The 14,355-nt window shown below is 69.5% G+C and carries 12 protein-coding genes and 2 pseudogenes; 6 read left to right on the forward strand and 8 right to left on the reverse strand.

Annotated features, from left to right (window positions below):
* Positions 1-148: 148 nt before the first annotated feature.
* Positions 149-241: pseudogene (locus ACH492_RS36555) on the reverse strand (hypothetical protein); the annotation flags it as partial.
* On the opposite strand from ACH492_RS36555, the pseudogene ACH492_RS36560 reads away from it, so the two are divergent.
* Positions 201-613 (forward strand): annotated as a pseudogene (locus ACH492_RS36560) (carbohydrate ABC transporter permease); the annotation flags it as partial. The pseudogenes ACH492_RS36555 and ACH492_RS36560 sit on opposite strands and share 41 nt — an antisense overlap.
* 282 nt (positions 614-895) lie before the next feature.
* Here the strand turns inward: ACH492_RS36560 and ACH492_RS36565 are convergent.
* Entirely contained in the window at positions 896-1,513 is a 618-nt protein-coding gene (locus ACH492_RS36565; protein ID WP_398993203.1) for a TOPRIM nucleotidyl transferase/hydrolase domain-containing protein, read from the reverse strand.
* A 101-nt stretch (positions 1,514-1,614) separates the two neighbouring features.
* Here ACH492_RS36565 and ACH492_RS36570 point away from each other — a divergent pair, with 101 nt between their 5' ends.
* The 4 genes from ACH492_RS36570 (at position 1,615) to ACH492_RS36585 (ending at position 5,212) form a co-directional block, all read left to right on the forward strand.
* Positions 1,615-1,806, forward strand: coding sequence for a hypothetical protein (locus tag ACH492_RS36570; RefSeq protein WP_398993205.1), 192 nt, complete (start codon positions 1,615-1,617; stop codon positions 1,804-1,806).
* A gap of 365 nt (positions 1,807-2,171) precedes the next feature.
* On the forward strand, positions 2,172-2,726 hold the full coding sequence (locus tag ACH492_RS36575) for a hypothetical protein (RefSeq protein WP_398993206.1): 555 nt from the start codon (positions 2,172-2,174) through the stop codon (positions 2,724-2,726).
* Between the two features lie 610 nt (positions 2,727-3,336).
* A complete protein-coding gene (locus ACH492_RS36580) occupies positions 3,337-3,852 on the forward strand; it encodes a GNAT family N-acetyltransferase (RefSeq protein WP_398993208.1) in 516 nt (171 codons plus the stop codon).
* Positions 3,853-4,747: 895 nt separating this feature from the next.
* Positions 4,748-5,212: a cyclic nucleotide-binding domain-containing protein gene (locus tag ACH492_RS36585; RefSeq protein ID WP_398993210.1), complete on the forward strand. Its 465-nt coding sequence runs from the start codon at positions 4,748-4,750 to the stop codon at positions 5,210-5,212.
* Positions 5,213-5,467: 255 nt separating this feature from the next.
* Here the strand turns inward: ACH492_RS36585 and ACH492_RS36590 are convergent, their stop codons facing one another.
* The 5 genes from ACH492_RS36590 to ACH492_RS36610 form a co-directional block, all read right to left on the reverse strand.
* On the reverse strand, positions 5,468-6,517 hold the full coding sequence (locus ACH492_RS36590) for an NADP-dependent oxidoreductase (protein WP_398993212.1): 1,050 nt from the start codon (positions 6,515-6,517) through the stop codon (positions 5,468-5,470).
* Positions 6,518-6,566: 49 nt separating this feature from the next.
* Complete coding sequence (locus ACH492_RS36595; RefSeq protein ID WP_398993214.1) at positions 6,567-7,886, reverse strand: aldehyde dehydrogenase family protein; 1,320 nt, start codon at positions 7,884-7,886, stop codon at positions 6,567-6,569.
* An 80-nt stretch (positions 7,887-7,966) separates the two neighbouring features.
* Complete coding sequence (locus ACH492_RS36600) at positions 7,967-8,671, reverse strand: type 1 glutamine amidotransferase domain-containing protein (protein WP_398993216.1); 705 nt, start codon at positions 8,669-8,671, stop codon at positions 7,967-7,969.
* Between the two features lie 96 nt (positions 8,672-8,767).
* On the reverse strand, positions 8,768-9,694 hold the full coding sequence (locus ACH492_RS36605) for an NADP-dependent oxidoreductase (protein WP_398993218.1): 927 nt from the start codon (positions 9,692-9,694) through the stop codon (positions 8,768-8,770).
* 87 nt (positions 9,695-9,781) lie between these two features.
* Positions 9,782-11,281: an MFS transporter gene (locus ACH492_RS36610; protein ID WP_398993220.1), complete on the reverse strand. Its 1,500-nt coding sequence runs from the start codon at positions 11,279-11,281 to the stop codon at positions 9,782-9,784.
* 154 nt (positions 11,282-11,435) lie between these two features.
* Between ACH492_RS36610 and ACH492_RS36615 the strand changes: the two genes are divergently transcribed.
* Positions 11,436-11,906, forward strand: coding sequence for a MarR family winged helix-turn-helix transcriptional regulator (locus ACH492_RS36615; protein ID WP_398993222.1), 471 nt, complete (start codon positions 11,436-11,438; stop codon positions 11,904-11,906).
* 377 nt (positions 11,907-12,283) lie between these two features.
* On the opposite strand, the gene ACH492_RS36620 is transcribed toward ACH492_RS36615, so the two are convergent.
* Positions 12,284-14,014: a DDE-type integrase/transposase/recombinase gene (locus ACH492_RS36620; protein ID WP_398993224.1), complete on the reverse strand. Its 1,731-nt coding sequence runs from the start codon at positions 14,012-14,014 to the stop codon at positions 12,284-12,286.
* Between the last annotated feature and the right edge of the window lie 341 nt (positions 14,015-14,355).

Below are 14,355 nucleotides of genomic sequence, written 5' to 3' on the forward strand. Positions count from 1 at the left end.
CGACGCCGAAGCCCAGGACGCAGCCTGCCTCGGCGCGGAAGGGATAGCGCTTTGCCGGCCTGCCGGGGCTTCGGATGCCGTCCGCCGGGGCCGCGACCTCGGCGACCCAGCCCTGACTCAATAGTCCGGCCAGAGCGTTCTCCACCGTGGCACGGGCCAGGCCGGTCGCCTTGACCAGCTCGGTCAGGGTGGCGGCCGATCTGGCCCTGTACTCCGTGGGGTTCGTGATCAGCTGGCAGATGCTCGGCTTCTGCGCCGTCGTCTACCTGGCCGGACTCCAGGTCGTGCCGCACGAGCTGCACGAGGCCGCCGGCATCGACGGCGCCGGTCCCTGGCTGCGCTTCCGCAAGGTCACTTGGCCGATGCTGCCCCCGCCCTGACCATCAACACCGTGATGCTGCTGATCACCGGATTCAAGACGTACGACCACATCCAGGTGATCACCAAAGGCGGGCCCGGGACGGGCACCACCGCCACGGTTGCGTTCTCCATCATCCAGACCGGCTTCACCGCCAACCGCACCGGAGAGGCCTCAGCCATGGCCGTCCCGATGCTGATCGCCGTGGCCACGGCCTCCGCCGTAGCGCTGCGCGTGCTGCAGCGCCGAAGGTGAGTCTGTGATCCGCGGCGAACGCGCCCCCTGGATCCGGCCGTTGGTCGCCCTGACCGTCACGGCAGCCTTCTTCCTGCCGCTCTCCCTGGTGCTGGCCAACGTCTTGCCGTCCCCGCCGTGGAGTTCGGCCCGACCACCGCCGCGGGCTGTTCGGGACGCCCTGGCCGTCGAGCAGCTTGACCCGGGTCACCAAGCCTCACAGGCCTCCCGGCTGCTACACGTGTTCAAGAAGATCCCCGCGCTCGCGCGAGTTCATCTGCCGAGATTGACGTCGCCCAGCGGTCAGAGGCTGGTGAGCAGGCCTTCGAGTGGAGCGGGTATGCGGTCGAGGTCGAGGGCATCGACGAGGACGCGGCCGTAGCGGATCTTGCGCCCTTTCTTCGTGCCGAGGAAGCGCCGCAACTGCTGCTGTGGTGTGCGGCCTCTCTGTGCGGGCTGGCGCAGAAAGGTCTGCAGGGCGCGCAGGTCGCCCTCCTCCCGGACGAGCTCCTCCACCCGTGTCACGCCCAGCGCGCGGATGAGCTCGTCTTCCAGATCCGCCGCGCAGACGAAGAAGCCTTGCTGTGCTGCACTAGCCCGCTCCAAGCCGCGGGCGTAGTAGCGACGTTCCGCCTCGTCGCACAGTCCCGTGAGGCGCAGGCCCAGGCCGGGTGGCCCGACGAGGCGGGCAAAGCGCCCGACGCTCATCGCACCGCCCATCGGCAGGACGCAGACTCCTTCGGCCTCCAGGTTCCGGTCGCGACGCGCGGCCAGCGCGCTGACCGCTGCGACGTCGCTCGGCCCTTCGAGCAGGACGGCTGCCCGGACGGGCAGCCGCGCGGCCAGCTCGCGCGCGGGGTCGCCGGGGCCACCGGCCGCCCACGCGGCGACCGCCTCCCGGAACGACCCCAAGTCAGCCATGAGACGAGTCTCCGCCCTTGGCGGCCGCCACGGTAGGGAATTTCTGCCAGCGCGTCGATCGGGCCCAGGCCGCGTACGCTTCCCGGAGAGTGGGGGGCTCCATGGAAGCGCTTGGGTTGTTGTTCGTTGCTGTCGTTTGTGTCGTTTCCCTGGTCACGCCTCTGCTCGTGGTGGTCGCCGTCATAGCGGTCACAGGCCGCCGCAGGTCGGCGGCGCAGGGCTCGGCCATCGCGGCCCTGGAGAAGGCCGAGCGGGACGAGCGGGACCGTGCCTTTCCTAGGCCCGATCGGTAGGCGATCGGCGGATCTGGGGCTCCTCAGTGATGAGCTCGAGGCCCTTACAGGTCTCCGGGGCAGTCCTGCGCGCAGCAACGCTGCTGTTCCGTGCTCGCCGCAGAGAGACCCGTTCCCACCCGGAGGGTGTCGGTAGGACCACCCCACATCCGGTTCTCAGGGCCAGCGACGACGAGCGCCGTCAGCGGCAGGATTCACAACGTCGGCAAACCAACCGACGAGAAACCCACCGGACGCACAACACGGGGGACATCCAACAGTCTGGGGCTGCCCTGCGGTGTTCCCCCTCCGGGGGAAACGATGGAGATCGGGTGCCGCTGGCGGCCTTCCTTCCGGCGGGAGGTGACTACCGACAGAATTGCCGCATGCCGGAGTGGATCAGCACCATCCTCATCGCTGCGGGCACATCCTTATTTGTTGGTTGGTTCATATCACCGCGGCTGGAGGCTCGCAATCGCCGGATCCAGGAGGTCCATCAGGCACGGGAAAAGTTCTTCCAGTCCGTTTGCATCCTTGAGATCGGCTGCGCGCGTCTGCGCGGCTTTCACTTTTCGCCGGGGGCGTCCGAGGCTGCTCAGGCCACGCTGCGGGGGGAGCGGGACCGCTGGCTTGCGCGTATCGAGGAAACAAGCGCGTCGCTGATAGACGACGCCGACTCCTACATCAACTGCTTCCGCCGCGGGTGGGAGTGGGAGGCCGCCCTGATGTACGTAACTGCTGCCCGAATGCTCTGGATCTCGTCGTGGCCGGTGGCTGCGAAGCTCGTACGCCTTCAAGAGCTCAGCAAGGAGGCAGCGACCGCCTTCCAGCCTCGCCCATGGCGGATCCGCGCGATATTGCGGGCCGAGGGGAAGCTGGATCAGCTCATGGAGAAGCTGCTCACAGATTTGGAGACGAACATCGACTCGCCCCCTCGCTGATCCGTGCGCCGAGTGGGGCCAGCGGTAGCCAGCCACTGATTCCCGAACTCGTCGACATCGAGCTGCTCGCCTCCGACCGTGTACGGGGTGCCCCTATCCCCTGTCATCCAATCGAGCCCTTGACAGGGATTCCGGCACCCGAAGACGCTCCGCGTCAGTGAATCTGGCCCGAGGGCTGGGTTCTGGGGGTGGCTGTGGCAACGGAGGCGATGCGCTTCGGTTCAAGGGCTGGTGAACCGTGCTTCGAGGTGGCCTTCGTCGATGGCTAGGGCAGACGCCAGCGTCGCTCACTGCGATCGTGTGCGACCGAGAAGTTCGAGCACGTACAGCCAGTGTGCCCGTTCCGCCGGTCACACGGGGATCGTCACTTTTCCGGCTGGTACTGGGCGGCGACGGTGGATCGACACGTGGCTACGAGTCGTGGCTGGAGCGGGACCGGCTGACTCAACTCCACTCCGTGACCAGTGATGCGCATAACGTGATCGATATGGCCTGAACCCTCCTTGAGTCAGCGGGGGAGCGGCAAAAGACTGCTCCTGTGCCAGTGACGGACACGCGCCCCGCAGGGGCCGCGCACGTCAGTCAGGCTCGCAATCTGAGGAGACCGCCGATGCCCGACTCCGGGCCTCGCAGCACTACACACGCGATCACGCTGACCGACGGCACTGCCACCCGGACCCGGGAGCTGACCCACGCCGACCTCGGACCCATCCAGGCGCTGCACCACCGTTGCTCGCCGGGCAGCCGCGCCCTGCGCTATCACGCGGGCAAACCCGAGCTGTCTCGGACCGGATGGAAGATGCTGTCCGACCCGGAGCGCGGCACCACCTTGGTCACCACCACCACCCAGCACACGGACCGCATCATCGCCATGACCAACGTCATGCGCACCGATCAGCAAGGGGTCGGCGAACTCGGCGTGCTGATCGAGGACGCATGGCAGTCCAAGGGACTGGGCACCGCGCTGGCCGCGCACGCGGCCGATGTGGCCCGCCGGGCCGGCCACCACACCCTGACCGCGTCGGTCGCCGCGGTCAACGCACCAATGCTCCACGTCCTGGAGAGTCTGGATGCGCCGCCCACCCGCGTGACAGGGCCCGTCCTCGACATCCACATCCCGCTGTAGCAGAGACCGGGGGTGGTTCGAACCGGCCTCCATCCGGGGCAGTCCCGCTGGCCAACTGGGCAACAACTACGCGGCCGTCTTGTTGGGCGGCCAGTATGCACAGAGCGTGTCACCCTCCATGTGGGCTTGATCCGCTTTGACGGACACCTGAGATCAGAGGGTTCTGCCCCGGGAGGATGTCCATGCCGGGCAGGCCGGGTTGCTGGTGATCGGATCCCGTGGGCTCAGCGGCGCCAGCGCGGGGTACCTGCCGCTGACGGCGTGCGCCGCCTCGCCCAGGATGCGTCGCGCCCAGTTGTGCTGGCTCTCCTGTGCCGGGTCCGCCGCGGGGACCGTGGTTGCCACTCACAGGCGTGGACCAGACTCAGGGGAACGGCGAACCGGGCCTCGCGCGCCGCCCAGTCCGGGGCGGCCAACTCTATGGCGACGGCAGTCGGCGGGGCACACTGGATAAAGAAGTGAACACGATGGATTGCACCGTACTCGTCGCCTACGGCCCCAAGGACGACTCGATGCGAGATCCCTCCATCGTGCGTGACGAAGGGTGCGGGTGGCGGCGGAGGTGGGCGACATGCTCCCGTACAAGGCCGTCGTACACGAAGGCGGGCTGCACGTGGGCCGCTGGCACCAGGACGCGGGGCGCTATCCCGGTGCCACCGCCAGGCTCCGGCTGGGCGGCCGTTGCGGCTGTTCACCCGAGGTCCTCTCGGAAACGGGACGCGGCGGAACTGGGCCTGAGGGCCGCAGTCAGGGCCGCCCGGCCTTTCCCCGGCGCCGATCGGGTGATTGACGCCGAGCACAGACGGCGGCTTCGACGGAGAACCGGCGAGCATGGGCCGGACGGCTCACCGGTCATCACCAGGGGAAGCCGCGCACTCGAAACGGAGACCCAGCAATGAGCACACCCTCCCCCACCCGTATGACCGCCGTTCTGTCCTCCGAGCACCGTGCCCGGCTGCTGGGTATCGCCCGGGAGGTCAAATTGCCTGAGGGGACCCGCATCTTCGAGGAAGGCCGCCTCGCCGACCGCTTCTGGATCATCCAGTCCGGCACTGTCACGCTCGACATCGATGTTCCGGGCCGGCGCCCGGTGGTCATCGAGAACCTGGGATTCGGTGAACTCGTGGGCTGGTCCTGGCTGTTCCCCCCATATCTCTGGCAGCTCGGTGCCGAGGCCATGACACTCGTACGTGCCCAGGAGTTCAACGCGTCAACGGTGCGGATGATGATGGATGCCGACCCGGCCCTCGGCTCCGCAATCGGACAGTGGGTCGGCAGGGTGCTCGCTCATCGGCTACATGCCGCCCGGATCCGCCTGCTCGATCTGTACGCGCCTCACGGCAGTGGCCTGACTCAATAGGAGGCGGTGGAGATCTTGCGGCGGGGAAGCGATCGCGGTGAGCGAGTTGATCGCGGCGTGGGGCAGGCGCCCTCCGTGTGGGAGGGGCAGTACGAAGCACATGGCTTGGCGTGCGCCTTCCGCAGCGGGGTTGGACAGGCGCTCGACGTCCGTTTCGTTGCCCCCGGCAGAGGTCACCGTGGGCCCGGCAGCAGGATGCCGGGGCCACGGGGCTGAGAGGAGGGCGGACTGCGGCGTGCGGTCCGCCCACGATCGTCAGTTGCCGACTGCGGCCTGTGCCGGAAGCGTGACGATCATCTTGCCGGTGTTGTCGCCGCGGAGTATGCCGAGGAATGCCTCGACGTTGTTCTCGATGCCTTCCACGACGGTCTCCTCGTAGTGGAGCTTCCCGTCGCGGATCCAGCCGCCGACCTCCTGCACGAACTGCTGTTGCAGGTCGTTGTGGTCGGAGACCAGCAGGCCGCGCAGGGTGAGGCGCTTGCCGATGGCGAGCGCGAGGTTGCGCGGGCCGGGGGCCGGCGCCGTCGCGTTGTACTGGGCGATGGCCCCGCACAGCGCTGCGCGGCCGTGCACGTTGAGGGCGCCGATCGCCGCCTCGAGGTGGTCGCCGCCGACGTTGTCGAAGTAGACGTCGATGCCGTCCGGGGCCGCGGCTCCGAGTTGCTCGGCCACCGGCGCCTTCTTGTAGTTGAAGGCGGCGTCGAAACCGTACTCCTTGAGGAGCAGGTGGACTTTCTCGTCCGAGCCCGCGCTGCCGATGACCCGCTTGGCGCCCTTGAGCCGGGCGATCTGCCCGACCTGGCTGCCGACCGCGCCGGCCGCGCCGGAGACGAAGACGGTGTCGCCCTCGTGGAACTCCGCCACGCGCAGTAGGCCCGCATAGGCAGTCAGTCCGGGCATGCCGAGGACACCGAGGTACGTGCTCAGCGGAGCGTTCCCGGCGTCGACCTTCACGGCGTCCGCCGCGTCGAGGAGCGCGTACTCCCGCCAGCCGAGCCCATGCAGGACGTGATCACCCACTGCGATGGTCCTGGCGGGGGAGTCATCTCCCACGGCGACGACGACGCCGACCGCACCCCCGTCCATCGGCTGGTCCAGCTGGAAAGGAGGGACGTAGGACTTCACGTCGTTCATCCGGCCGCGCATGTACGGGTCGACCGACAGGTGCAGGTTGCGTACGAGGATCTGACCGGAGACGGGCGCTGCGAGAGGCGCCTCGCGCAGGGCGAAGTCCTGCGGCCGGGGCACACCGTTCGGGCGGGCGACCAGGTGCCATTCACGGCTGGTGGTGGGAAGGGCGTTCATGATGGGGATGTCTCTTTCCTCCGTGCTCGCGCCACGGGTGGGGGCTGGATCAGCTGAGGGGCTTGGCGAGGACGGCTTTACGGTGGCTGAAGGTCTCGAGGGAGTAGCGGCCGTGGTAGTTGCCCATGCCGCTCTCACCGACGCCCCCGAACGGCAGGTCGGAGATGGTGAGATGGGCCAGCGGCAGGCCGAACCCGAGGCCGCCCGAGGAGGTTTCGGCCGCGAGCCGCTCCCGGGTGGTGTCGGAGTTGGTGAACGCGTAGAGGGCCAGCGGCTTGTCGCGATCGTTGATGAAGCCGATGGCCTCGTCGAGCCCGGCCACCTCGACGATCGGAAGGATCGGGCCGAAGATCTCCTCCTGCATGACGGGAGCGTCCGGAGAAACCTCGGCCAGGACGGTCGGCGCGATGTACTTCGTCTCGCGGTCGTGCGCGCCGCCGGTGACCTGGCGGCCGGAGGCGAGGAGGGCGGTCAGCCGGTCGAAGTGGCGTTCGTTGACGATACGGCCGTACTCCGGGGAGGCGGAGGCATCCGGTCCGTACAGGCCCTCCACAGCCTTGGCCAGTGCTCCCTCCAGAGCGCGTGCGGTCTCACGGTCGGTGAGGACGTAGTCGGGTGCGACGCAGGTCTGTCCGGCGTTGAGGAACTTCCCGGCCGCAAGGCGGGCGGCGACGGTGTCCAGGTCGGTGCCCCGGTCCACGAACGCCGGGGACTTGCCGCCGAGTTCGAGGGTGACGGGGGTGAGGTGCCGGGCGGCCGCGGCCATCACGATGCGGCCGACGGTGCCGTTGCCGGTGTAGAGGATGTGGTCGAAGCGCTGCTCGAGCAGGGCGGTGGTCTCCGGGACCCCGCCTTCGACCACGGCGACCGCGTCGGTGTCGAGGTACTGCGGCAGGAGGCGTGCCAGGGCGGCGGACGTGGCGGGGGCCAGTTCGCTGGGCTTGGCGACGACCGCGTTGCCCGCGGCCAGGGCACCGGCCACCGGGGCCAGCAGCAGCTGCGCCGGGTAGTTCCAGGGGGCGATGACCAGCACGACGCCCAGCGGGTCGTACTGCGTCCAGGCACTCGCCTCCCCAATGAACGCGGGCACCGGGGCCTGTTCGATGCGCAGCCACCCGTCGAGATGCTCCAGGGTGTGGTCGATCTCGCGTATGACGAAGTCGATCTCCGTGCGGTAAGCCTCGGTGGAGCTCTTCCCCAGGTCGGCGTGGAGCGCCGCGGCGAATGTCTCCCCCTGCTCGGTGAGCAGGGTACGCATCCGGTGCAGCTGCCGAGTACGCCAGGCCACGGCCTTGGTGGTACCGGCGCGGAAGGTGGCACGCAGCCGGGCGACGAGCTCGGCGGGTTGCTCGGGCGCAGAGTTGTTCATGGTTCCCTCACAGGTGCGGTAGGTGGACGGGGGGCGCCGCGCCGCGGGGCAGGCCCGGGCGCCGGCGTCGGGCAAGGGGATCAGCCGCGGTTCAGGGTGTCGATGATGTTCCGGGCGAGCCGCTCGGAGGAGGCGGGGTTCTGGCCGGTGTGCAGATTGCGGTCCGCCACGACGTGCGCGGTGAACGGGGAGGCGGCGTCGAAGTCGGCACCGAGTTCCACCAGGCGGTCCTGGAGCAGCCACGTGGCCTTGTCGGCGAATCCGGCCGCGGTCTCCTCGTCATTGGTGAAGCCGGTCAGGCGGTAACCCGTGAACGGCCAGCTGCCGTCCTCGCGCCGGGCGGCGAGCAGGGCCGCGGGGGCGTGGCACAGCACGGCGAGCGGCTTGCCGGAGTCCAGCGCAGCGGTGAGCAGGCGACCGGAGCCGGCGTCGACGGCGAGGTCCTCCATGGGGCCGTGGCCACCGGGGTAGAGGACGGCGGCGTACGCGTCGAGGTCGACTTCCTCGAGCTTGACCGGGTTCTCCAGGTCGGCGCGGATGGAAGCCAGGTACGCGGCGATGGCGTCGGCCTGCTCTTTGCCGCCGGTGGACTCGGCGGCGAGGCTGACGGCGTCGACGGTCGGAGCCACGCCGCCGGGCGTGGCGATGGTGACGTCGAAACCGGCCTCGCGGAACAGTCGGTGTGGTGTGGCGAGTTCCTCCGCCCAGTAGCCGGTGGGGTGCAGGGTGCCGTCGGCGAGCGTCCAGTGGTCGGCGCCGGTGACGACGAACAGAACTGCGGTCACAACTGTCTCCTTCAAAGTGCGCTCGGGGCGCGTGCTGGTGGGGGTGTCTTCTCGTCTGGCAGGGGGTGTGCCGGTGGTGGCGCGCGGGTGGGTGGCTCAGGCGACGGTGACGATCACCTTTCCGCGGGTGTGGCCTTCCCTGTTGCGCCGCTGTGCGTCGGCGGCCTGCTCGAGCGGGAACGTGGCGGCCACTTCCACGCTCAGCTGCCCACGCTCCGCGAGGACGGTGAGTGCCTCGAGGTCCTGGGTGTCGGGGCGGACGAAGACATACCGGCCTCCGAGGCCGAGCACGGCTCCGTCCGCTACGGAGGCCAGTCGGCCGCCCTCGGCGAGCAGCCCGGGGGAGATCTTCAGGGCCTCGCCGCCGATGAGGTCGAGGACGGCGTCGACACCATGCGGCGCCAGGGCGTTGACGCGGTCGGTGAGGCCCTCGCCGTAGGCGACCGGCTCGGCGCCGAGCCCGCGCAGGTAGTTGTGGTTGTGCTCGCGGGCGGTGCCGATGACGCGGGCGCCGAGCGCTCGGGCGATCTGTACGGCCAGGGAGCCGACACCACCGGCCGCGGCATGCACCAGCACGGTGTCGCCCCTGGCCACGTTCAGGTCGCGGGTCAGCGACTGGTAGGCGGTGAGACCTGCCAGCGGGATGCCGGCGGCCTCCTCGAAGGTGAGGTTGGCGGGCTTGCGGGCGAGCGTACGGATCGGGGCGGCGACGTATTCGGCGAAGGTGCCGCGGGAGACGAAGTCCTCACGGACGTAGCCGATCACTTCGTCGCCCCGGGCGAACTCGGTCACCCCGACGCCGGCCTCCTCGACCACGCCGGCCACGTCCCAGCCGGGGATGACGGGGAAGACGGTGTCCATGACGCCGTCCAGGTATCCGGCCTGGATCTTCCAGTCGACAGGGTTGACGGAGGCGGCCTTCACGCGGACCAGTACGGCGTCCGCGCCGAGCTTCGGGTTCGGGACGTCGCCGTATTCCAGGACGTCCGGGCCGCCGTAGGTGCGGTAGGTGATGGCCTTCATGGTGGTGCTCCTTGGTGCGGTGGTGCGGTCGTGCGGTGGTGCAGATCGCAGTGGTGCAGATCGCAGTGGTGCAGATCGGGTGGGTCGTCAGACAGCCGCGGTGGCGGCAGCCGGCTCGGGGGCCGTCTCGGCGGCGGGCCGGTGTTCCGCACGGGGCGCCTGCCGCTGCCGCTTCAGGCCGACCAGCGCAATGGCCAGGACGAAGGCGAAGGCGACACCGGCGATGGTGAAGCTCAGGGTGAACTGGCTCTCGGCGGGCAGCGGGGGCACTCCGGCCGGAAGGTGCTCGATGGTCCTGGAGGCGAGCAGCGTCGTTATCAGTGCGCTGCCGATCGAGCTTCCGACGGATCGGGAGATGGAGTTGATGCCGTTGGCGACGCCGGTCTGGTGGGGCGGCACCCCCGCGACGATCAGTGCGGGCATCGCGGCGTAGCCGAGGCTGATGGCTGTTCCGACAGCCATTCCGGCGCCGATGACCGAGGGGGTCGAGGAGTGTGCGGCGGCCAGCCACGCGAAGCCGGCGATGCCGGTCACCGCGCTCAGGGCGAGGGTGAGACGGGGGCCGATCCTGCGGATCAGCACGCCACCGAACTGGGAAGCGACGAGGGACGCGATAGTACTGGGCAGCAGGTACTCGACGGAGGCGCGGAGAACGGAGGCGCCGAAGCCGTAGCCCGCGATGTCCTGCGGGACCTGCGCCAGGTAGGAGATCCCGAGGAACTGGGAGAACATCCCGAATCCGACGAAGAGGCCCGCGAGGTTGCTGAAGAGCACCGGGCGGTGGAGGAACATCTTCATGTCGACCATCGGTTCGCGCACGCGGCTCTCCGTGAAGGCCCAGACACCGGCCATGACGACCGCTCCGGCGAAGCTGCCCAGGGTGCGGGCGGACGTCCAGCTCCACTCGTGCCCCTGGGAGATCGGCAGCAGCAGCAGGACCAGGAAGAGTCCGAGGGTGAGCGCGCCGAGGATGTCGGTGCGCCCTCCGGTCTTGCCGCGGCTTGCCGGTACGAGGAGGACGACGGCGAGGAGCGTGACCAGAGCCAGCCCGGCGGCCAGCCAGAAGACACGGTGGTAATCGGCGTCCTCACCGCGGGTCAGTAGGCCGGTGCTGACCAGCGCGAAGCCGCTGCCGAAGGCGAGGGTGCCGCTGACCAGTGACATCGCTCCGGGCAGACGGTGGGCGGGGACCTCCTCGCGGAGCACCGACAGCGCGAGGGGGAAGATCGCTGTGGCGGCGCCCTGAAGCACTCGGCCCACGATCAGCCAGAGGAGCGAGTCGGTGGTGGCGGCCAGGATCGAGCCGGCGATCATCACCACCAGCACGCCGATCAGGGTCGGCTTCTTCCCGTGCTGGTCCCCGAAACGGCCGAGCAGGGGAGTGAAGACGGCTGCGGAGAGCAGGGTCGCGGTCGTGACCCAGCTGACCTCGGCAGCACTGCTGCCGAGGCTGCTCCCGATCAGGCCGAGGATCGGGACCACCAGCGTCTGCATCATCGACACGACCATCGCGGCGAGGCTCAGGACGAGGACGACTGCGATCTCACGTCGGTGTCGGCCGGGCTGCGGGGCAAGAGTTTGGGACACGGGTTGCTCTCTCCGGGCAAGGGGCGTGGGGCCGGAGCCCGACGAGGGCTCAGCTCAACGAGTAGATGCTTGATGCACTCAAGCAACGAGATTCGAAGGTAGGGGTCAATGGTTGAGGATGTCAAACTTTGAGTTCTCACCTAGACTGGAAGGCATGTCCCGCACCCCCGCCGCGCATCCGGCCTCCGCGACCCCAGCCCCGCAGGGCAGCGACCCCACCTACGTCGAGCTCCTGGAGCGCTTGGCGCGCGCCGCCGCCGGCTACTACCGGGACCTCACCGCGGCGGCCGCGGTACAGGGGCTCACCATGACGCAGGCCAAGATGCTCATCCAGCTGCGGCAACCCGTGCCCATGCGCGCCCTCGCCGGGTTGCTCTCCTGTGACGCCTCCAACATCACGGGGCTCGTTGACCGGCTGGAGGCCCATGGACTGGTCTCCCGGCAGCTCGACCCAGCCGACCGGCGGGTCAAGAACGTGGTCGCCACGGAGGAGGGCAGGGAGGCGGTCCGTCGGATCCGCGCCGATATGCGGGCCACGTCGGGAGCCTTCGCCCGCCTCGACGACGAGGGCCGCCGCAGCCTCTACGAGCTGCTGGGGCGGCTGCACCCCGACGAGACGGCCTGATCGCGGGCGGGCGCCGACCCCGGACGCCAGGCACCCGATTCCGTCGCCCACCCACAGTGCCGACGATGAGCCGTCCACGCCTCGCCGAAGCCCATCACTGGAGTCATCGGCGGATCGGCGGGTCGGAGAACCAGCCATGCCCACCGCCGACAACGACCCACCTCAACCACTCATGGCCAACGGCCAGATCGACTTCTCGCCTGCACGCGGCGGTCCTGCACCGTCTTCGCGGCCTGGTCGGGTGGGACCGCCGCATTGCTGCGGCGGTCCCCTCTCAGAACCGTGCGGGCCCGTTGTCCGAGCACACGGCTCAAGCAAGCCCTGCAGGCTCGCAGGCGACGTTGAGCACCTCGCGCAGCCGGGCCGGGATTCTGTGGTCACGGACGACGGCCGCGGTGGGGGCCAGATCCAGCGGGACGACGACGGTCGCACGCCGGGGTTGTGGTGACGCGGGTGAATCCGTAGTAGCCCTGGACGCGGTCGATCAAGGAATCCTCCTGGGGCAGGGGCAGAACTCCGCCTGAGCAGCGGCCAGTTCGGCTGATTCGTCGGCCACGGCCCGCCGGCCGAGCCGGACGGCGAAACGGACCGCGCGCAAAGCGGTGCGGACGGCGGGAGTGTCGAGGGGGCCGGCGCCCTGTTCGGCCCGGCGGCAGCAGACCTCCGCCAGGGTCAGGGCCCGGTCGGCCAGCTCGCGGGGCGTGAGCATGAACAGGTCGGGTTCGGGGTCGAAGTACAGCTCTGCGGCTCGGGTCGGCTTCACTGCCGGACCGTGAATCGTTCATCAGGGACGAGTAGTTGATGCCCTTGGCGGTGTTCGCGGTGTGTGCCTCGTCGAGGATTTTGAGGTAGTCGATCCCGGTCGACGGCGCCGACTCGGCCGGAGTCTCCGGGCTCGCCTTGGGGTGGGCATGACGGCCGACGTGGTGCGGGAGGGCTTTGCCCACTGTCTTGCCGGAGGCCCTCACCTCGATGTCCCTCAGGTCGAACGGGTCGAAGACCAGCTCGATCCTGGCTCCGGCCAGCGACGGGTCGACTCCGTAGGAGTTGCCGTGCAAGCTGACCGTCGCGGTCTTGGTCACGGTGCGGAACTCCGACCACAAGAACGCCTCCCGCAGATCCGCCGTGGAGGGAAGCGGCAGCGGCCTGGGAATCGAACTCAGCCACCGTTCGATCGGCGGCTGTCCAGTCTCCGAGTGCACCGTGCGGTGATAGACCGTCTCCACCCATGCGGTGAACAGCCTGTTCAGCTCGGTGAGGTGCTCGATCTGGCCGACGCGTTCCTCGTCGAGTTCAACCAGGAACTGATCCCTGACGGTGCGGAAGAAGCGTTCGACTTTCCCGCGTCCCTGCGGCCGTCCCGGCTTGGAGTGGGTCAGCCGGATCGCCAGCGACGCGCAGGCCCGCAAGAGCCAGGTGTCCACGAAGGCACTCCCGTTGTCGACGTAGATCGATTCGGGGACCCCGCGGGCCGACAGGGCCGGCCGCAGTGCGGCGGCGAGGCGGACGGTGTCCTCGGCGAACCCGAACCGGTGCCCGACGATCGCCCTGGAGTGGTCGTCGATGAACGCGAACAAGTACGTTTTGCGCCCGCCGATCTTCGGCCCGTGCAGGGCGTCCCCGGTCCACAACTCGTTGCCGCGGGTGGCCTCGAACCGGCCGAAGACGCTCCTGTCGCCGCTGGCGCCGGTCAGGCCGGCGTTCACGAAGTGCCGCTGGAGCGTGCGCTCGGTCGGCGACCAGCCCTGCGTGGTCCGCAGGATCCGCTGGATCTGCGCGGCCGTCCGGCCAGGGTCCTCCCGCTTGAGCGCGGCCGCCAGCTCCAGCACCTCTGGCGGCGTCCGGGGAACGACCTTGCGCGGCTCGGGGACCAGCGCGGCGAACCCGCCGCCGCGGTAGTCCCGCGTCCACCGGTCGATCGTGCCCCTGGACACCTTCACCTGCCGGCCGAACGGATCGGTGTGTTCCTTCTCCGCCAACTCCCGTGCGAGACCGCCTCGTTCGCGGATCGTCAGGCTGTTGTCCAGCAGGTCCTGGATCAGGGAATAGCGGAACAGACCGACCTGCCGGGCCTTCTCCGCCCGGCGGCGGTCCTCGTCCTCGCTCAAATGCCATGCGCGGACTCTCCTCGCATCTCGATCAGCGTCCGCCTCCTCTTGGGGCGGACACGATCAAGACTTCCGGCGCCTCCGATCCCCGCCCAGGGGCGGCCCGTGTTGATCAACTAGGTGAAGGAGTGCAGGTCAGCACCCGGCCGTCTATCGCCCGGCCGGCGAAGGCCCATCGCGACACCGTGTTCATCTGCGGCCACTTCGTCGCGGGGGGCCCCCGGGGGGGGGGCCCCCCCCCCCCCCCCGCCCCCCCCCCCCGCCCCCCCCCCCCCCCCCAACCCCCACACCCCCCCCCCCCCCCCCCCGCGGCCGCGGGGGCCGGCCCCCCCCCCCCCCAA

Source organism: Streptomyces sp. NPDC019443 (assembly GCF_044389785.1).
Taxonomy (GTDB): Bacteria; Actinomycetota; Actinomycetes; order Streptomycetales; family Streptomycetaceae; genus Streptomyces.